The sequence below is a fragment of the Enterobacter sp. Acro-832 genome (assembly GCF_011752745.1).
Taxonomy (GTDB): domain Bacteria; phylum Pseudomonadota; class Gammaproteobacteria; order Enterobacterales; family Enterobacteriaceae; genus Enterobacter; species Enterobacter quasiroggenkampii.
This window is the reverse complement of the sequence record NZ_VWWX01000004.1, coordinates 71,320-90,883: the sequence shown is the minus strand read 5'-3', so window position 1 is coordinate 90,883 and position 19,564 is coordinate 71,320. Positions and strand designations below refer to the sequence as shown.

The 19,564-nt window shown below is 55.6% G+C and carries 13 protein-coding genes; 7 read left to right on the top strand and 6 right to left on the bottom strand.

Translation table 11 applies throughout. The features are described from left to right. Window positions 1–100: 100 nt before the first annotated feature. From aceE to traT, 4 genes are all read left to right on the top strand, one after another. Window positions 101–2,764, top strand: a complete 2,664-nt coding sequence (gene aceE, locus F3J31_RS15245) for a pyruvate dehydrogenase (acetyl-transferring), homodimeric type (protein ID WP_028015529.1) — start codon at window positions 101–103, stop codon at window positions 2,762–2,764. A gap of 14 nt (window positions 2,765–2,778) precedes the next feature. Beyond that, window positions 2,779–4,674: a pyruvate dehydrogenase complex dihydrolipoyllysine-residue acetyltransferase gene (aceF, locus tag F3J31_RS15240; RefSeq protein ID WP_023326706.1), complete on the top strand. Its 1,896-nt coding sequence runs from the start codon at window positions 2,779–2,781 to the stop codon at window positions 4,672–4,674. A gap of 175 nt (window positions 4,675–4,849) precedes the next feature. Continuing rightward, window positions 4,850–6,274 (top strand): dihydrolipoyl dehydrogenase, encoded by a 1,425-nt coding sequence (lpdA, locus tag F3J31_RS15235; RefSeq protein WP_003856313.1) that lies wholly within the window; start codon window positions 4,850–4,852, stop codon window positions 6,272–6,274. A gap of 195 nt (window positions 6,275–6,469) precedes the next feature. After that, window positions 6,470–7,201, top strand: coding sequence for a conjugal transfer complement resistance protein TraT (gene traT / locus F3J31_RS15230; RefSeq protein ID WP_048225655.1), 732 nt, complete (start codon window positions 6,470–6,472; stop codon window positions 7,199–7,201). 54 nt (window positions 7,202–7,255) lie between these two features. On the opposite strand, the gene F3J31_RS15225 is transcribed toward traT, so the two are convergent. Both F3J31_RS15225 and F3J31_RS15220 read right to left on the bottom strand, forming a co-directional pair. Further along, entirely contained in the window at window positions 7,256–8,047 is a 792-nt protein-coding gene (locus tag F3J31_RS15225) for a DUF2950 family protein (RefSeq protein WP_063620806.1), read from the bottom strand. 10 nt (window positions 8,048–8,057) lie between these two features. After that, complete coding sequence (locus F3J31_RS15220) at window positions 8,058–9,626, bottom strand: DUF3300 domain-containing protein (protein WP_167213967.1); 1,569 nt, start codon at window positions 9,624–9,626, stop codon at window positions 8,058–8,060. Between the two features lie 399 nt (window positions 9,627–10,025). Between F3J31_RS15220 and acnB the strand changes: the two genes are divergently transcribed. Both acnB and yacL read left to right on the top strand, forming a co-directional pair. Beyond that, a complete protein-coding gene (gene acnB / locus F3J31_RS15215; protein WP_032645211.1) occupies window positions 10,026–12,623 on the top strand; it encodes a bifunctional aconitate hydratase 2/2-methylisocitrate dehydratase in 2,598 nt (865 codons plus the stop codon). 190 nt (window positions 12,624–12,813) lie between these two features. Continuing rightward, a complete protein-coding gene (yacL, locus tag F3J31_RS15210; protein WP_167213964.1) occupies window positions 12,814–13,176 on the top strand; it encodes a protein YacL in 363 nt (120 codons plus the stop codon). A gap of 31 nt (window positions 13,177–13,207) precedes the next feature. Here yacL and speD read toward each other — a convergent pair whose 3' ends face one another. From speD to F3J31_RS15195, 3 genes are all read right to left on the bottom strand, one after another. Beyond that, window positions 13,208–14,002, bottom strand: coding sequence for an adenosylmethionine decarboxylase (gene speD / locus F3J31_RS15205; RefSeq protein ID WP_008501953.1), 795 nt, complete (start codon window positions 14,000–14,002; stop codon window positions 13,208–13,210). Beyond that, window positions 14,003–14,872, bottom strand: coding sequence for a polyamine aminopropyltransferase (gene speE, locus F3J31_RS15200; RefSeq protein ID WP_023310424.1), 870 nt, complete (start codon window positions 14,870–14,872; stop codon window positions 14,003–14,005). A 115-nt stretch (window positions 14,873–14,987) separates the two neighbouring features. After that, window positions 14,988–15,335 carry a YacC family pilotin-like protein gene (locus F3J31_RS15195; protein ID WP_045327862.1) on the bottom strand — a complete coding sequence of 116 codons (348 nt, stop codon included), beginning with the start codon at window positions 15,333–15,335 and terminating at the stop codon, window positions 14,988–14,990. Between the two features lie 145 nt (window positions 15,336–15,480). Here F3J31_RS15195 and cueO point away from each other — a divergent pair, with 145 nt between their 5' ends. After that, the gene (gene cueO / locus F3J31_RS15190; protein WP_167213961.1) at window positions 15,481–17,049 is read left to right on the top strand and encodes a multicopper oxidase CueO; all 1,569 of its coding nucleotides are present in this window, start codon (window positions 15,481–15,483) and stop codon (window positions 17,047–17,049) included. 86 nt (window positions 17,050–17,135) lie between these two features. On the opposite strand, the gene F3J31_RS15185 is transcribed toward cueO, so the two are convergent. Continuing rightward, window positions 17,136–19,526 carry a pyrroloquinoline quinone-dependent dehydrogenase gene (locus F3J31_RS15185; protein WP_048225662.1) on the bottom strand — a complete coding sequence of 797 codons (2,391 nt, stop codon included), beginning with the start codon at window positions 19,524–19,526 and terminating at the stop codon, window positions 17,136–17,138. Between the last annotated feature and the right edge of the window lie 38 nt (window positions 19,527–19,564).

Genomic DNA, 19,564 nt, shown 5'->3' with positions numbered 1-19,564 from the left:
GCAACTAAACGCAGAACCTGTCTTATTGTGTTCTTGCCCAAGAGCACAATGGGACAGGTTCCAGACAAATCAACGTATTAGATAGATAAGGAATACCCCCATGTCAGAACGTCTCCAAAATGACGTGGATCCGATCGAAACTCGCGACTGGCTACAGGCGATCGAATCGGTCATCCGTGAAGAAGGTGTTGAGCGCGCTCAGTATCTGATTGATCAGCTGCTTTCTGAAGCCCGCAAAGGCGGTGTGAAGGTTGCTTCAGGTGCAGGGGCTAGCAACTACGTAAACACGATTGCCGTCGAAGACGAACCGGAATACCCGGGCAATCTGGATCTGGAACGTCGTATCCGTTCTGCAATTCGCTGGAACGCCATCATGACCGTTCTGCGCGCATCCAAGAAAGACCTAGAGCTGGGTGGCCACATGGCGTCCTTCCAGTCTTCTGCGACCGTTTACGAAGTGTGCTTCAACCACTTCTTCCGTGCAGCGAACGAGAAAGACGGCGGCGATCTGGTGTACTTCCAGGGCCACATCTCTCCGGGCATCTATGCACGTGCATTCCTGGAAGGTCGTCTGACTGAAGAGCAGATGAACAACTTCCGTCAGGAAGTTCACGGTAAAGGTCTGTCTTCTTACCCGCACCCTAAACTGATGCCTGAATTCTGGCAGTTCCCGACCGTATCAATGGGTCTGGGCCCAATCGGTGCGATCTACCAGGCGAAATTCCTGAAGTATCTGGAACACCGTGGTCTGAAAGACACCTCTGAGCAGACCGTATACGCCTTCCTGGGCGACGGCGAAATGGATGAGCCAGAATCTAAAGGCGCGATCACCATCGCGACCCGTGAGAAGCTGGACAACCTGTGCTTCATCATCAACTGTAACCTGCAGCGTCTGGATGGCCCGGTAACCGGTAACGGCAAGATCATCAACGAACTGGAAGGCATCTTCGCAGGTGCTGGCTGGAACGTGATCAAAGTCATGTGGGGTTCCCGTTGGGACGAACTGCTGCGTAAAGACACCAGCGGTAAACTGATCCAGCTGATGAACGAAACCGTTGACGGTGACTACCAGACCTTCAAATCCAAAGACGGTGCCTATGTGCGTGAGCACTTCTTCGGCAAATATCCAGAAACCGCAGCCCTGGTTGCAGACTGGACTGATGAGCAGATCTGGGCCCTGAACCGCGGTGGTCACGATCCGAAGAAAATCTACGCTGCACTGAAAAAAGCGCGTGAAACCAAAGGTAAAGCGACTGTAATCCTGGCCCACACCATCAAAGGTTACGGCATGGGTGATACCGCAGAAGGTAAAAACATCGCTCACCAGGTTAAGAAAATGAACATGGACGGCGTGCGTTATATCCGCGACCGTTTCAACGTTCCAGTCACCGATGAGCAGGTAGAAAACCTGTCTTACATCACCTTCCCGGAAGGCTCTGAAGAGCACAAGTACCTGCACGAACGTCGTCAGGCGCTGAAAGGCTACCTGCCAGCTCGCCAGCCTAACTTCACCGAGAAGCTGGAACTGCCAGCGCTGGAAGACTTCTCTCAGCTGCTGGAAGAGCAGAACAAAGAGATCTCTACCACTATCGCTTTCGTTCGTGCCCTGAACGTGATGCTGAAGAACAAGTCGATCAAAGATCGCCTGGTGCCAATCATCGCCGACGAAGCGCGTACTTTCGGTATGGAAGGTCTGTTCCGTCAGATCGGTATCTACAGCCCGAACGGCCAGCAGTACACCCCGCAGGACCGTGAGCAGGTTGCTTACTACAAAGAAGACGAGAAAGGTCAGATCCTGCAGGAAGGTATCAACGAGCTGGGCGCAGGCGCATCCTGGCTGGCTGCTGCGACCTCTTACAGCACCAACAACCTGCCGATGATCCCGTTCTACATTTACTACTCCATGTTCGGGTTCCAGCGTATCGGTGACCTGTGCTGGCAGGCAGGCGACCAGCAGGCTCGCGGCTTCCTGATCGGTGGTACTTCCGGTCGTACGACCCTGAACGGTGAAGGTCTGCAGCACGAAGATGGTCACAGCCACATTCAGTCTCTGACTATCCCTAACTGTATCTCTTACGACCCGTCTTACGCGTACGAAGTGGCAGTCATCATGCATGACGGTCTGCAGCGCATGTACGGTGAAGCGCAGGAGAACATTTACTACTACATCACCACCCTGAACGAAAACTACCACATGCCGGCAATGCCAGCAGGTGCCGAGGAAGGTATCCGTAAAGGTATCTACAAACTCGAAACCATCGAAGGTAGCAAAGGTAAAGTTCAGCTGCTGGGCTCCGGTTCTATCCTGCGTCACGTTCGTGAAGCAGCACAGATCCTGGCGAAAGACTACGGTGTCGGTTCCGATGTGTACTCTGTGACCTCCTTCACTGAACTGGCGCGTGATGGCCAGGATTGTGAGCGTTGGAACATGCTGCACCCAATGGAAACCCCACGCGTTCCGTACATCGCTCAGGTGATGAACGACGCGCCAGCGGTGGCGTCTACTGACTATATGAAACTGTTCGCTGAGCAGGTTCGTACTTACGTTCCAGCTGATGATTATCGCGTTCTGGGTACTGACGGCTTCGGTCGTTCTGACAGCCGCGAAAACCTGCGTCACCACTTCGAAGTTGATGCTTCTTACGTGGTTGTAGCAGCACTGGGCGAACTGGCTAAACGTGGCGAAATCGATAAGAAAGTGGTTGCGGACGCGATCACCAAATTCAACATCGATGCAGAAAAAGTTAACCCGCGTCTGGCGTAAGAGGTAAAAGAATAATGGCTATCGAAATCAATGTACCGGACATCGGGGCTGATGAAGTTGAAATCACCGAGATCCTGGTCAAAGTAGGCGACAAAGTTGAAGCTGAACAGTCGCTGATCACCGTAGAAGGCGACAAAGCCTCTATGGAAGTCCCGTCTCCTCAGGCTGGCATCGTTAAAGAGATCAAAGTCTCTGTTGGCGATAAAACCGAGACTGGCAAACTGATCATGATTTTCGATTCCGCCGACGGTGCAGCCGCTGCTGCACCTGCGCAGGAAGAGAAGAAAGCCGCTCCGGCCGCCGCTGCTCCAGCAGCTGCCGCGAGCGCGAAAGAAGTGAACGTGCCTGACATCGGCGGTGACGAAGTTGAAGTGACTGAGATCCTGGTGAAAGTGGGCGATACCGTTGCGGCCGAGCAGTCACTGATCACCGTAGAAGGCGACAAAGCCTCTATGGAAGTGCCAGCACCGTTTGCGGGTACCGTTAAAGAGATCAAGATCAACACCGGTGACAAAGTGTCTACTGGCTCCCTGATCATGATCTTCGAAGTGGCAGGTGCTGCACCTGCTGCCGCGCCTGCACAGGCCGCTGCTCCGGCGCCAGCCGCAGCACCAGCCGCTGCTGGCGGCGCGAAAGACGTTAACGTACCGGACATCGGCGGTGATGAAGTTGAAGTCACCGAAGTGATGGTAAAAGTGGGCGACAAAGTTGCCGCTGAACAGTCACTGATCACCGTTGAAGGCGACAAGGCTTCTATGGAAGTCCCTGCGCCATTCGCGGGTACCGTTAAAGAGATCAAAATCAGCACCGGCGACAAAGTGTCTACCGGCTCTCTGATCATGGTCTTCGAAGTGGAAGGCGCTGCGCCTGCCGCAGCTCCGGCTGCCGCGGCTGCTCCAGCACCGGCTGCTGCACCGGCTCAGGCTGCTAAACCAGCCGCTGCCCCTGCTGCAAAAGCAGAAAAATCAGAGTTCGCTGAAAACGACGCTTACGTCCACGCGACGCCGCTGATTCGTCGCCTGGCGCGCGAATTCGGTGTGAACCTGGCGAAAGTGAAAGGCACCGGCCGTAAGGGTCGTATCCTGCGCGAAGACGTTCAGACCTACGTGAAAGACGCGGTGAAACGCGCCGAAGCTGCACCAGCTGCAGCCGCTGGCGGCGGTATCCCGGGCATGCTGCCATGGCCGAAAGTGGACTTCAGCAAGTTCGGCGAAATCGAAGAAGTGGAACTGGGCCGTATCCAGAAAATCTCTGGTGCGAACCTGAGCCGTAACTGGGTGATGATCCCGCACGTTACGCACTTCGATAAGACCGATATCACCGATCTGGAAGCGTTCCGTAAACAGCAGAACGCCGAAGCTGAGAAGCGTAAACTGGACGTGAAATTCACCCCAGTGGTCTTCATCATGAAGGCGGTTGCTGCGGCTCTGGAACAGATGCCACGCTTCAACAGCTCCCTGTCCGAAGACGGCCAGAAGCTGACGCTGAAGAAATACATCAACATCGGTGTTGCGGTTGATACGCCAAATGGTCTGGTTGTTCCGGTCTTCAAAGACGTGAACAAGAAGAGCATTACCGAGCTGTCCCGTGAACTGACCACCATCTCCAAGAAAGCGCGTGATGGTAAGCTGACTGCCGGCGAAATGCAGGGCGGTTGCTTCACCATCTCCAGCATCGGCGGCCTGGGTACCACCCACTTCGCGCCGATTGTGAACGCGCCGGAAGTGGCTATCCTCGGTGTGTCCAAGTCCGCGATGGAGCCGGTGTGGAATGGCAAAGAGTTCGTGCCGCGTCTGATGATGCCAATCTCTCTGTCCTTCGACCACCGCGTGATCGACGGTGCTGATGGTGCGCGTTTCATCACCATCATCAACAACATGCTGAGCGACATTCGCCGCCTGGTGATGTAATCGAAAAGCCGGCCAGTCGGCCGGCTTTTTTCTGATAATCTCATGGTGTTTGTGAGGTTATTGGCGAAAGCGACAATTCGTGAGCCGTTTGTTGTTTCAAAATTGTTAACAATTTTGTAAACTGCGGGCGGATAGAACGACCCGGTGGACGACGGGTATAAACTAAGAGGTCATGATGAGCACAGAAATCAAAACTCAGGTCGTAGTACTTGGGGCAGGCCCGGCAGGTTACTCCGCAGCATTTCGCGCAGCGGATTTAGGTCTGGAAACCGTCATCGTAGAACGTTACAGCACCCTCGGCGGTGTTTGTCTGAACGTCGGCTGTATCCCTTCTAAAGCGCTGCTGCACGTAGCGAAAGTGATCGAAGAAGCCAAAGCGCTGGCTGAACACGGTATCGTCTTCGGCGAGCCGAAAACCGACATCGACAAAATTCGTACCTGGAAAGAGAAAGTTATCACTCAGCTGACCGGCGGTCTGGCGGGTATGGCCAAAGGCCGTAAAGTGAAAGTGGTAAACGGTCTGGGTAAATTCACCGGTGCGAACACCCTGGAAGTGGAAGGCGAAAACGGCAAAACCGTGATCAACTTCGATAACGCGATCATCGCGGCAGGCTCTCGCCCAATCGAACTGCCTTTCATTCCACATGAAGATCCACGCGTGTGGGATTCCACCGATGCGCTGGAGCTGAAAACCGTTCCTAAGCGTCTGCTGGTTATGGGCGGCGGTATCATCGGTCTGGAAATGGGTACCGTGTACCATGCGCTGGGTTCAGAGATCGACGTGGTTGAAATGTTCGATCAGGTGATCCCGGCTGCCGACAAAGACATCGTTAAAGTCTTCACCAAGCGCATCAGCAAGAAATTCAACCTGATGCTGGAAACCAAAGTGACTGCCGTTGAAGCGAAAGAAGACGGTATTTACGTTTCCATGGAAGGCAAAAAAGCCCCATCCGAACCACAGCGTTACGACGCCGTGCTGGTGGCTATCGGTCGTGTACCGAACGGTAAAAATCTCGACGCGGGCAAAGCTGGCGTGGAAGTAGACGACCGTGGCTTCATCCGCGTTGACAAACAGCTGCGCACCAACGTGCCGCACATCTTTGCTATCGGCGATATCGTCGGTCAGCCAATGCTGGCGCACAAAGGTGTTCACGAAGGCCACGTTGCCGCTGAAGTTATCGCCGGCATGAAGCACTACTTCGATCCGAAAGTGATCCCATCTATCGCGTACACCGAGCCAGAAGTGGCATGGGTTGGTCTGACTGAGAAAGAAGCGAAAGAGAAAGGCATCAGCTACGAAACCGCCACCTTCCCGTGGGCTGCTTCTGGCCGTGCTATCGCATCCGACTGCGCAGACGGTATGACCAAACTGATCTTCGACAAAGAGACTCACCGAGTAATCGGTGGTGCGATTGTCGGTACCAACGGCGGCGAGCTGCTGGGTGAAATCGGTCTGGCTATCGAAATGGGTTGTGACGCTGAAGACATCGCGCTGACCATCCACGCACACCCGACTCTGCACGAGTCCGTGGGCCTGGCGGCAGAAGTGTTTGAAGGCAGCATCACTGACCTGCCAAACGCGAAAGCGAAGAAGAAATAAGTTTCTTCCCTGATTGCTAACGCCTCCTCTGGAGGCGTTTTTTTTGCCTGAAAACTACCCATTATGGTAGGTAACTTATTGTTATTTCCTCTAAAAATTTTCATCTGTCTGCCGATACCTTTTGCACCATTGTGTAGCTACTGGCCGCACGGTTAACGATTCTGGACTTTTGATTACACACAAAAAGGAAATAACATGTCTTTGAAGAAAGTGATGGGGATTGGCTTATTAGCGGCAGTGATGACGCTGACCGGGTGCGGTGCGATGACGACGGCGGTGAAAAAACGCAACCTGGAAGTAAAAACGCAGATGAGTGAAACCATCTGGCTTGAGCCATCCAGCGAAAAAACGGTCTACATTCAGGTTAAAAACACTTCTGATAAAGACATGAGCAACCTGCAGACGCTGCTGGCAAACGATCTGAGTGCCAAGGGATACAAGGTCACCAGCTCTCCTGACAGCGCATACTATTGGGTGCAGGCTAACGTTCTGAAAGCAGACAAAATGGACCTGCGTGAATCTCAGGGCTACCTGAAAACCGGCTATGAAGGCGCCGCTGTGGGTGCCGCGCTGGGTGCCGGTATCACGGCCTACAACAGCAACTCCTCCGGCGCAGCGCTGGGCGTGGGGCTGGCTGCGGGGCTGATCGGCATGGCGGCAGATGCGATGGTGGAAGACGTAAACTATACCATGGTGACCGACCTGCAGATCTCCGAGCGCAGCAAGGCGAAGGTCACCACGGACAACATCGCGGCGCTGCGTCAGGGAACGTCTGGCGTGAAGCTGCAAACCAGCTCCGAGCAGGGCGACCGTGCGAAGTATCAAACCCGCGTGGTGTCGAACGCTAACAAAGTAAACCTGAAGTTTGAAGAAGCCAAACCGGTTCTGGAAGCTCAGCTGGCGAAATCTGTCGCCAATATTCTGTAAGTAAAAAGCCGGGGGGCGGCTTCGCCTTACCCGGCCTACAGGCAGAGCGGGTATTCAGGGTTCGACGGGCTGCCAGGTTTTATCAGGCGCGTATGAGGCCAGCGCCCGGGCCTTTTGCTCCGACTCGCTGCCGAGATCGGACTGGTACACCTTGTCGTCCTGATTTATCACAAAGCTCATCACGCCCGTCTGGCCGTAGCTGACCGGCCAGGCCACCATCGCGAAACCGTTTTTATCCGGCAGGATCCGGAAGCGATAGCCGTGATAGCCGGTACCCGGCTCTTTTGGGCTAAATGCTGGTCCGAGCGGACTGGGCGCTTCGCCGGGAGAGGCAGGCCAGTACAAACCGTCTTTTTTGCCCTTCGAGCTGACAATCTTCTGCGCGTATTTCTGGTTCATCGCAAAGTAGCTTTGCTGCGCATCAACATAGGCATGTAAGGCTTCAATGGCGGCAAGTTCGTTACGCCCGATTTCGCGGGTCAGGATCTCTTCCGCCCCTTCTTTGATATCGAATTGCCAACCAGTTGCGGTTTTGATCACCGGGATGGGAAGCTGCCAGCTGTTATCGCCGACAACAAGATGCGCCGTATCCCCTTCGACAACGGTGTTGTGACGGACTTTCCAGTCGCGCAGGAAACGATCGACGGCATCCGGATCAACGCCTTCAGGGGGCAGAAAATCGCGCCAGTTCTCTCCAAGCAGGTTGCTCATCGCGCGCTCATTATGCTCACCAATGGCGTTGGCCAGCGCATCGGTCGCCTGATCGGGCGTGCTGAAAGACTGCTGCGCCATCGCCGAGGCCGAAAGCATGAACAACACCATTCCACTGAGTAGTTTACTTTTCATGTCGGTTCCCTTAGCGATGTCGAATTTCACGGCGTTCAGCGCGTCCACCAGACGCCTGACGCGGCTGCTGCTGGCGAGCCGCAAGCTGCCTGCTTTGCGCACCACGCTGCTGCTGCGCCTGCCAGTTGGCGGAGCGGCTGTCGTTGCCGCTCAGCGCATTGGCCCGGGGCTGGCTGTTCCGCTGCAGCAGAGTGCGTTGCTGCGCGGGCTGCGAAACCCGTTTATCTTGTCTCTGCGCTGTGGTCTGGCGATTTTCTCGCTGCTGTGTGGTGGTTCGCTTCGCCGTCTGCGGTTTGGTGTCGTAGCCACGGTAGTTATTGCGCTGGGAAATCTGCTTCACCTGTTCACTTGAGGCCTGACGCTGCACGTCTTTCGTGCCGGGACGTGCCGTTTGCGGGAAGGTTTTACCCGTGGATTTCTCCATCTGGCTCAGGGCCGCCTGACGCTGGCTGTCCCGGTTAACCGGTTTTTGCTGCGTTGAGCTTAGCCCGGTAGTCGTGCTGGTGGAGTGGAAACGGGTGTTGAGCTGGTTAGTCGGATAGGGCACACCTTCCCGATAGGCCGGGTTATGCTGCCAGGTACGGTTGGCGTCCGTCAGACGCTGTCCGCTGATTTTATTGAAGTTCTCAACGTTAATATTGATGTTGTTATCACCGTTGCGGTTATAGCCGCCGTGATTATCCCAGTCACCGTCATGATGGTGATCCCAGTCATCGTCGTCATCCCAGTCGATGTTGCTGAAAATGGCATAGGTTGTGGCGACACCCAGGCTGAAGCCTAAGCCGTTGACGAAGCTGTTGCCAAACTGCTCCCCGGGTGTAGGCGGGAGATAGGTGGGCGGATAGGCAGTGTTGGGCCAGGTCCCGTAAACCGTATTGGGGTTATAGGTGGGGACGTACACAACCTGCGGATCGGCAGATTCAATTTTGATCACCGTTGGCGCGGGCGCAGACGTGGTTGTGGTTGTCGTCGTTGCCTCGGTGGTGCTGGTTTTAGCCGGAGCCGGTTTAGTCACGGTGGTGACCGTCTGCTGAGGCGTGGATTGTAACGCGCCTGTCTTCTGTGCCAGCGCGCGCAGGCGCTGAACGGAATCCATCACGTCTTTCGGCTGCGCGAGAAACGCATCGCCCAAATTTTGTACCCACGGTGGGTTTTCACCCATCAGCGACATGAGCTGAGGAAACGCGACCAGCGATTTGACGCTCGGATCCCATGGCTGGCTGGCAACAGCCTGAATGGCGGCGTCCCCTTCCATTTTAGGGTTGTCTTTTGACCACTGCGCCGCCTGAATCACGTTGGCCGGATAAGTCGAGGCCATCAAGATCTGTGACAGCAGGGCGTCCGGGTAGAGCGCGATAGGGGCAACCCACTGATCGATTTGCGCGGCAGTATAGGTTGGCGCGACGACAGGGGCGGGCGTTGCTGCTGCCGGTGCAGCGGGGGCCGCCGGTTGTTGAGCGACGGGGGCGGGCGCAACGGGTTCCGTTGCGCGGCTTTTGACAAACATGATGCCTGAGGCGGCAAGCAGCCCGGCACTGCACAGAAGGACGAGCAGATGTGGCTTAAAGGGCAACTTCATAAAATGACTCCAACGAGACAAGCGCTGTGCCGTGAGGCGTTACGGTTGGCGTGAGTATTATTCACCCGTCTTTTACTGTTTTGACTTTTATTGGGAAGCGTCCGGTACGTCCGGATAAAGAGTGTGAGTATTTATTACACAATTATATCTGATGAAGGAAAAACTGAAGCGTCACGGTGCGGAAGAAACCGCAAAATGATGGCCTAAATCCCCGCTACACCATGCTTAACGATTCAGCAAATTTTTTAATGTTGCTTTTTTGTAAACGGATTAACACTGTGCAGAAATCCTGCTATGCTGCCCGACGCGGTATCGGGCATTTACCCTACAAACTGCTGTCTCACAGGAGCGTGAAGAGAACGCCCGCCGCATATGACAATGAGAGCGAGGAGAACCGTCGTGCTAGAAGAATACCGTAAGCACGTAGCAGAACGTGCCGCCGAGGGAATTGTACCCAAACCTTTAGATGCAACCCAAATGGCCGCGCTCGTCGAGCTGCTGAAGAACCCGCCTAAGGGCGAAGAAGAATTCCTGTTAGATCTGCTGATCAACCGCGTACCGCCTGGCGTAGATGAAGCTGCCTACGTAAAAGCCGGATTCCTTGCTGCTATCGCCAAAGGCGAAGCCACCTCCCCACTGGTTACTCCTGAAAAAGCCATTGAACTGCTCGGCACCATGCAGGGTGGTTACAACATTCATCCGCTGATTGACGCGCTGGATAACGACAAGCTGGCACCGATTGCTGCTAAAGCGCTCTCGTCTACGCTGCTGATGTTCGATAACTTCTACGATGTGGAAGAAAAAGCCAAAGCAGGCAACGTCTATGCGAAGCAGGTGATGCAGTCTTGGGCTGATGCCGAATGGTTCCTGAATCGTCCAGCACTTGCTGAAAAAATCACCGTCACCGTCTTCAAAGTGACCGGTGAAACCAACACCGATGACCTCTCTCCGGCACCGGACGCGTGGTCTCGCCCGGATATCCCTCTGCACGCCCTGGCGATGCTGAAAAACGCCCGTGAAGGCATTGAGCCGGATCAGCCAGGCAGCGTTGGCCCGATCAAACAGATCGAAGCCCTGCAGAAAAAAGGGTTCCCGCTGGCCTACGTGGGTGACGTTGTGGGTACCGGTTCTTCCCGTAAATCCGCGACCAACTCCGTGCTGTGGTTCATGGGTGACGACATCCCGCATGTGCCAAACAAACGCGGCGGCGGCCTGTGCCTCGGTGGTAAAATTGCACCGATCTTCTTCAACACCATGGAAGATGCGGGCGCCCTGCCGATCGAAGTGGACGTCTCCAACCTGAACATGGGCGACGTGATTGACGTTTACCCGTACAAAGGTGAAGTGCGTAACCACGAAACCAACGAACTGCTGGCGAGCTTTGAGCTGAAAACCGACGTGCTGATCGACGAAGTGCGTGCCGGTGGCCGTATTCCGCTGATCATCGGTCGTGGCCTGACCACCAAAGCGCGTGAAGCGCTGGGTCTGCCGCACAGTGATGTATTCCGTCACGCGAAAGACGTTGCGGAGAGCAATCGCGGTTACTCTCTGGCACAGAAAATGGTCGGTCGCGCCTGCGGCGTCGCCGGTGTTCGTCCTGGCGCATACTGCGAGCCGAAGATGACCTCCGTAGGCTCTCAGGACACCACTGGCCCAATGACCCGTGACGAACTGAAAGACCTGGCGTGCCTGGGCTTCTCTTCCGATCTGGTGATGCAGTCCTTCTGCCACACTGCGGCGTATCCGAAGCCGGTTGACGTAACCACGCACCACACGCTGCCAGACTTCATCATGAACCGCGGCGGTGTTTCCCTGCGTCCGGGCGACGGCGTAATTCACTCCTGGCTGAACCGCATGCTGCTGCCGGATACCGTGGGTACCGGCGGTGACTCCCATACCCGTTTCCCAATCGGTATCTCCTTCCCGGCGGGTTCCGGTCTGGTGGCGTTTGCTGCGGCGACGGGCGTGATGCCGCTGGATATGCCGGAATCGGTGCTGGTGCGCTTCAAAGGTAAAATGCAGCCGGGTATCACCCTGCGCGACCTGGTTCACGCGATCCCGCTGTATGCGATTAAACAGGGTCTGCTGACCGTTGAGAAGAAAGGGAAGAAAAACATCTTCTCTGGCCGTATCCTGGAAATCGAAGGTCTGCCGGATCTGAAGGTTGAGCAGGCGTTCGAGCTGACCGATGCCTCCGCTGAGCGTTCAGCTGCGGGCTGTACCATCAAGCTGAACAAAGAGCCGATTATCGAGTATCTGAACTCTAACATCGTGCTGCTGAAGTGGATGATTGCAGAAGGCTACGGCGACCGTCGTACGCTGGAGCGTCGTATCCAGGGCATGGAGAAATGGCTGGCCGATCCGCAACTGCTGGAAGCCGATGCTGACGCAGAGTACGCGGCGGTGATCGACATCGATCTGGCGGATATCAAAGAGCCAATCCTGTGTGCACCGAACGATCCGGACGACGCGCGTCCGCTGTCCGAAGTTCAGGGCGAGAAGATCGACGAAGTGTTCATCGGATCCTGCATGACCAACATCGGCCACTTCCGTGCGGCCGGCAAGCTGCTGGATACCCACAAAGGCCAGCTGCCAACCCGTCTGTGGGTGGCGCCGCCAACCCGTATGGACGCGGCTCAGCTGACCGAAGAGGGCTACTACAGCGTGTTTGGTAAGAGCGGGGCGCGTATTGAAATTCCTGGCTGTTCCCTGTGTATGGGCAACCAGGCGCGCGTCGCCGACGGCGCGACGGTGGTTTCCACCTCGACCCGTAACTTCCCGAACCGTTTAGGTACCGGTGCGAACGTCTTCCTGGCCTCTGCGGAGCTGGCGGCGGTTGCGGCGCTGATTGGCAAACTGCCAACGCCGGAAGAGTACCAGACCTTTGTGGCTCAGGTGGATAAGACCGCGGTGGATACCTATCGCTACCTGAACTTCGACCAGCTCTCTCAGTATACCGAGAAGGCTGACGGGGTTATCTTCCAGACGGCGGTATAAACAGCAAAACCGTCTCAACGAGACGGTTTTTAGTGTTTGCACCCTCTCCCGTGGGAGAGGGACGGGGTGAGGGCATCAGGCCGCAGGGCCTTGCTCTCACCTTTTTATTTTCATTCCTCCCACCTCTCACGCTTTTTTTCTTCCTCTCTGCTGCGATAATTACCCTAATGGCTTTGCAGAGGAAAACACTATGGATTACGAATTTCTGCGCGACATCACCGGAGTGGTGAAAGTGCGTATGTCGATGGGCCACGAAGCCGTTGGACACTGGTTTAACGAAGAGGTGAAAGAAAATCTCGCCCTTCTTGATGAGGTTGAACAGGCGGCAAATACGGTGAAAGGCAGTGAACGCTCCTGGCAACGCGCCGGGCACGAATACACGCTGTGGATGGATGGTGAAGAGGTCATGGTGCGTGCCAACCAGCTCGAGTTTTCAGGCGACGAGATGGAAGAGGGGTTGAGCTACTATGACGAAGAAAGCCTGTCGCTGTGCGGCGTAGAAGACTTCCTTCAGGTGGTGAATGCCTACCGCGAGTTCATGAAACAGCGGTAACTTCCCGAAGCGTCCCTGCTCCGGGCAACACTTACACGGCCGGAATATTACGGCCGTAGTAAATCTCGCGCATCTCTTTCCAGAGCAGGTCAGTAATCGCCTTACGCTCTTCTTCGCTCAAATCTTCCGGCTTCGTGTGGAACATATAGTGCTTAAGGTCGAATTCCTTAAGTAACATCTTGGTATGGAAGATGTTTTCCTGATACACGTTCACGTCCATCATGTCATACAGTGATTTCATGTCCTCGGACATAAAGTTCTGAATAGAGTTGATCTCGTGGTCGATGAAGTGCTTCATGCCGTTGACGTCACGGGTAAAGCCGCGCACGCGGTAATCAATCGTGACGATATCCGATTCCAGCTGGTGGATGAGATAGTTCAGCGCGTTGAGCGGGGAGATCACGCCGCAGGTCGACACTTCAATATCGGCGCGGAACGTACACAGCCCACCTTCCGGGTGACTCTCCGGGTAGGTATGGACGCAGATATGGCTCTTATCCAGGTGGGCAACCACCACTTCCGGCAGCGGGCCCGGATGTTCCGTTTTGTCGATAAGCTTCGGGTCGACCGGCTCTTCGCTGACCAGGATGGTCACGCTGGCACCCTGAGGTTCATAATCCTGTCGGGCGATATTCAGGATGTTGGCGCCGATTATTGAACAGGTTTCTGACAGGATCTCGGTCAGACGGTTGGCGTTGTAGAGTTCGTCGATATAGGCGATGTAACCATCGCGTTCTTCCGCTGTTTTGGCATAGCAGATATCGTAAATACAAAAACTCAGGCTTTTGGTCAGGTTGTTAAAGCCATGCAGTTTAAGCTTTTTCAATTAGCTCACCCCCTTAGTGGATAATGCGTCTTGCAGGTACTGCGGCAGAGCAAACGCTGCGGTATGAATAGCCGGATTGTAGTATCGGCACTGAAGACCGGCCTGATGGAAGCGGGCCTGAATAATTTCGGTGGAGAGATGACGTAAGACGTCGTTATCCGTCGCCCAGGCAAAGGTCATGATCCCGCCGTAGTAGGTTGGAATTGCCGCCTGATAGAAGCTGACATCATCGAAATAGGTGCTCAGCTTACGGTGGCTATCCAGCGCTTCATCCTGCTGCAGGAAGCAGACGCCATTTTGGGCGACGAAGATCCCGCCCGGGTTCAGACAGCGCTTGCAGCCTTCGTAGAACGAGGAGGTAAACAGCGACGCGCCAGGACCGATAGGATCGGTGCAGTCGGAGATGATCACGTCAAAGGTCTGCGAGGTCTGGTTAACGAAGTTAACGCCGTCGTCAATCACCAGGCTAAAGCGCGGATCGTCATAGCTGCCGGCATTGTGGTTGGGCAGATACTGGCGGCAGAAAGAGACGACGCCCGCATCGATTTCCACCATGGTGATGGTTTCAATGGAACGATGGCGGGAAACTTCACGCAGCATTGCGCCGTCGCCACCGCCGATAATCAGGACATGCTTCGCGTGGCCGTGCGCCAGCAGCGGGACGTGGGTCATCATCTCATGATAGATAAACTCATCTCGCTCGGTCGTTTGCACGACGCCGTCCAGCGCCATGACGCGGCCAAAGGCAGCATTCTCGAAGATGATCAGATCCTGGTGATCGGTTTTCTCATGATAGAGCACGTTATCAACGGCAAAGTACTGACCAAACTGGTCATGCAGTGTTTCATGCCACAACGTGTGGTCGGCCATACGCGGACTCCTCCTTTGTTAACATCCGTTACGCTCACAAAAAATGAGCGAAACATGATAGCTAACTATAACCGTGGTTGCACGGCTATAGGTTCAACAGGGGGCGTCGGGAAGGTTATTTGACGTAGGCGAGCAGGCTGAGTGAGTCGCGAGCCAGCGCTTTGCATTTTTTAGAAGTGGGAATGCCAATACCGCTTAGGTCACGGTAGCTGTCTTCGCCGAGCGCCTTCATGTCGAAGCTGTCGTAGTTGCTGAGATCCCACTGGTTCTGCTGGGCAAAAAAGACCAGCGCGCGGCGAATTTGCCCGTTGGGTAAATTCTGGTAGCCACAATCATTTTTCAGGAATACAAAAACCGCCGTTAAATCGGCCATATCTTCCGCTTCATTTTCACTTAGCGCATAGCTGTTCGCACACATTGCCATCAGGCTACCGAACAAAATTGTCCTGAAAAACGTCTTCATTGCTTCTACCACTTCTTCAAGGAAAATTAACGTTAGCATACTTGGTGCCAGTGCGACGATCTTTATTATTGCCGCTTTACTTGACCTTCCGGTAAGGGGAGGGTTTATGCTCAAAAGATCGCCTGCTGGAAATAAGGAAATGAACATGCAACGTCGTGATTTTTTAAAATATTCCGTGGCGCTGGGTGCTGCCAGCGCATTGCCTCTCTGGAGCCGCGCGGTTTTTGCGGCTGACAGGCCTGCCTTACCCATCCCTGATTTGCTGACCGCGGATGCCCGTAGCCGTATCAAGCTTGTTGTTCAGTCCGGCAGCACGCTGTTCGGTGCGCACAACGCGACAACCTGGGGCTATAACGGCAATCTGCTCGGCCCTGCGCTGCAGCTGCGCAAAGGGAAGGCGGTGACGGTGGATATCCACAATACGCTTGCTGAAGAGACGACGGTGCACTGGCACGGACTGGAAGTGCCGGGCGAGGTAGACGGCGGGCCGCAGGGCATCATCAAAGCGGGCAGCTCGCGCAGCGTCACCTTTACGCCCGACCAGCGCGCGGCAACCTGCTGGTTCCATCCGCATCAGCATGGCAAAACGGGCCATCAGGTGGCGATGGGGCTGGCGGGACTGGTGCTGATTGAAGACGACGAGAGTCGCCTGCTGCGCCTGCCGAAACAATGGGGCATCGACGATGTGCCGGTGATTGTGCAGGACAAGAAATTCACCGCTGACGGGCAAATTGACTACCAGCTGGACGTGATGAGCGCGGCGGTCGGCTGGTTTGGCGACACGCTGTTGACCAACGGCGCCATTTATCCTCAGCACGCTGCGCCGAAAGGTTGGCTGCGACTGCGTCTGCTTAACGGCTGTAACGCGCGTTCACTCAACTTCGCCACCAGCGATAAGCGTCCGCTGTACGTGGTCGCCAGCGACGGCGGGCTGCTGCCTGAGCCGGTGAAGGTCAACGAACTGCCGATGCTGATGGGAGAGCGTTTTGAGGTGCTGGTGGATATCAGCGACGGCAAGGCGTTTGACCTCGTGACCCTGCCGGTTAGTCAGATGGGGATGGCGGTCGCACCGTTTGACAAGCCGCATCCGGTGCTGCGTATTCAGCCGTTACAGGTGACCGCTTCCGGCACGCTGCCTGATACGTTAACCACTCTACCAGCCCTTCCGTCGCTTGATGGGCTTACGCAACGCAAACTGCAGCTCTCCATGAACCCGATGCTCGATATGATGGGCATGCAGGCGCTGATGGCGAAATATGGTGATAAGGCGATGGCGGGGATGCATCACGGGCAGATGATGGGCCACATGAATATGGACCACGGCAAAATGGGCGGCATGGGTAACATGAATCACGGCGACCATGGCTTTGATTTCCATAACGCCAATATGATCAACGGTAAAGCGTTCGACATGAATACGCCGATGTTTGCAGCGACAAAAGGGCAGTTTGAGCGCTGGGTGATTTCAGGTGAAGGGGACATGATGCTGCATCCGTTCCATATTCACGGCACGCAGTTCCGCATTCTTTCTGAGAACGGCAACGCGCCGGACGCGCATCGCGCGGGCTGGAAGGATACGGTGAAGGTGGAAGGCGGCGTCAGCGAGGTGCTGGTGAAGTTTGACCACGATGCGCCGAAGGAGTTTGCCTATATGGCGCACTGCCATCTGCTGGAGCATGAAGATACGGGGATGATGCTGGGCTTTACCGTATAAAAAAAGCCGGGTGGCGGCTTCGCCTTACCCGGCCTACATAGCGTACCCGACGGCCCGGTAAGCGTAAGCGCCACCGGGCTTTTCAGTTACTTGTTTTCGTCAGGCAGTGCATACGCGACAATATAGTCGCCCATCTTCGTGCCAAACGAACCGTGACCGCCCGCAGAGATAACAACGTACTGCTTGCCATTCACTTCATAGGTCATCGGCGTAGCTTGTCCACCCGCTGGCAGACGGCCTTGCCACAGTTTCTCACCGTTGGTCATGTTGTACGCGCGCAGGTAGTTATCTGCGGTTGCCGCGATGAACAGCACGTTACCGGCGGTGGAGATTGGGCCACCCAGCATTGGCATACCCATATTAAACGGCACAGGAACCGGCATCGGGAACGGCATGCTGTCCTGCGGGGTACCAATACGTTTTTTCCACACGATCTGGTTAGTTTTCAGATCCAGACCGGAGATGTAACCCCAGGCAGGCTGTTTACATGGCAGACCAAACGGCGACAGGAACGGGTTCAGCGTTACGCCGAACGGTACGCCATACTGCGGCTGAATACCGGCTTCGGTACCGCTGCCTTTCGCGTCTTTCGGCTGCTCCATTGGGTTGCCCGGACCGCGTGGGATCAGACGGGAAACGAACGGTAGCGCCATTGGGTTAGCAATAGCGACCTGACGGTTAGGGTCAACGGAGATCCCGCCCCACTCGAACATCCCCAGGTTACCCGGGAAGACCAGCGTGCCCTGCTCAGAAGGCGGCGTGAAGATGCCTTCATAGCGCAGCTGATGGAACATCACGCGGCACACCAGCTGGTCAAACATTGTGGCACCCCACATGTCTGCCCCGCTCAGGTCTTTCTTCGGACGGAAGCTCAGATCGGAGAACGGCTGGGTTTTGCTGACGTAATCACCTTTCGCCGCACCCTGCGGAACCGGTTTTTCCGGTGCCGGCACAACCAGCTTGCCGTTGCTGCGATCCAGTACGAAGATGTTGCCGGTTTTCGCCGGGGCGTAAATCACCGGAACGGTTTTGCCGTTAACGGTAATGTCCGCCAGCGTCGGCTGGGACGGCATATCCATATCCCACAGATCGTGGTGTACGGTCTGATAGCTCCAGGCCAGCTTACCGGTGGTCGCGTTCAATGCCACGATAGCGCTGGCATAACGTTCCTGCTCCGGCGTGCGGTTACCGCCCCAGATATCTGGCGTAGTAACACCCATCGGCAGGTAGACCAGGTCCAGCTTCGCGTCATACGCTGCAGGTGCCCAGGAGTTTGGCGAGTTAAAGGTAAAGGTGTGCTCGTCCGACGGGATCGCATTCGGATCTTTCGCGCCCGGGTCGAAGGCCCACAGCAGTTTACCGGTATTCACGTCGAAACCGCGGATAACGCCGGAGGTTTCACGCGTGGAGAAGTTATCCGTTACCGAACCGGCAATCACGATGGTTTTATCGGTGATGATGGGCGGCGAGGTTGGCTCGTACAGACCCGGCGTGGTGTCCGGCATATTGGTCTGCAGATTCAGGATACCTTTGTTGGCAAAGGTTTCACACAGCTTGCCCGTTTCGGCATTGATGGCGAACAGACGACCATCGTTGACCGGCAGCATGATGCGGCGCGGACAGTCGGCAACCACTTCCGGGCTCGCGTTATCGGCGCGCGCTTCGTGATAAGAGACGCCACGACAGGTCACGTGCTGGAAGGACGGGTTGGAGTTCAGCTGCGGATCGAAGTGCCATTTCTCTTTACCGGTGGCCGCGTCGAGCGCGAACAGACGCTGGTGCGCCGTACACAGATAAAGCATATCGCCGACTTTAATTGGCGTCACTTCATTGGTCAGTTCACCCGGATCGTTCGGCATCTTCAGGTCGCCGGTACGGAATACCCAGGCTTCTTTCAGGTTCTTAACGTTGTCCGCGTTGATCTGCTTCAGCGGAGAGTAACGCTGGCCTTCCTGGTTACGACCATAGGCAGGCCAGTCGCCGTCAGCAACCTGTGAGATCGCTGCTGCAGGCGTGGATTCTGCGTTCAGCGTACCGTTGATCTCCTGCGGGTCGTTAAAGCCAGCCCAAGTGAGGATACCGCCGCTGATCAGCAGCGCCACCACCAGCGCCGCAACGGCACCGCTGGACGGCACGATCAGGCGACGCCAGACGAACGGCAGGATCAGCCAGATACCGAAGAAGACCAGGATGTCACTGCGCGGCGTCAGCGCCCAGAAGTCAAAGCCGACTTCCCAGACGCCCCAGATCATGGTGGCAAGAAGGAGTGCGGCATACAGCCACAGTGCAGATTGTTTTCTACGCCAGAGCAGGACGGTTACGCCAAGCATAACCAGGCCCGCAATCGGGTAGTACCAGGAGCCGCCGATCGCGACCAGCCAGACGCCACCGATTAACAGGTACAGGCCGCAGAAGGCGGCGAATAGCGCTGTTAATGTCACCAGTAGACGCGGCTGTTTAGAGTTTGTTTCAGCCATAGAAAGTGTACTCGTCAGTTTTTGTTAATAATTTGCTA

Coding starts and splice junctions, on each gene's coding strand:
- aceE (WP_028015529.1), top strand. CDS start 101: ATGTCAGAACGTCTCCAAAATGACGTGGATCCGATCGAAACTCGCGAC.
- traT (WP_048225655.1), top strand. CDS start 6,470: ATGTCTTTGAAGAAAGTGATGGGGATTGGCTTATTAGCGGCAGTGATG.
- F3J31_RS15185 (WP_048225662.1), bottom strand. CDS start 19,526: ATGGCTGAAACAAACTCTAAACAGCCGCGTCTACTGGTGACATTAACA.
- F3J31_RS15225 (WP_063620806.1), bottom strand. CDS start 8,047: ATGAAAAGTAAACTACTCAGTGGAATGGTGTTGTTCATGCTTTCGGCC.
- speE (WP_023310424.1), bottom strand. CDS start 14,872: ATGGCCGACCACACGTTGTGGCATGAAACACTGCATGACCAGTTTGGT.
- F3J31_RS15220 (WP_167213967.1), bottom strand. CDS start 9,626: ATGAAGTTGCCCTTTAAGCCACATCTGCTCGTCCTTCTGTGCAGTGCC.
- cueO (WP_167213961.1), top strand. CDS start 15,481: ATGCAACGTCGTGATTTTTTAAAATATTCCGTGGCGCTGGGTGCTGCC.
- yacL (WP_167213964.1), top strand. CDS start 12,814: ATGGATTACGAATTTCTGCGCGACATCACCGGAGTGGTGAAAGTGCGT.
- lpdA (WP_003856313.1), top strand. CDS start 4,850: ATGAGCACAGAAATCAAAACTCAGGTCGTAGTACTTGGGGCAGGCCCG.
- aceF (WP_023326706.1), top strand. CDS start 2,779: ATGGCTATCGAAATCAATGTACCGGACATCGGGGCTGATGAAGTTGAA.
- F3J31_RS15195 (WP_045327862.1), bottom strand. CDS start 15,335: ATGAAGACGTTTTTCAGGACAATTTTGTTCGGTAGCCTGATGGCAATG.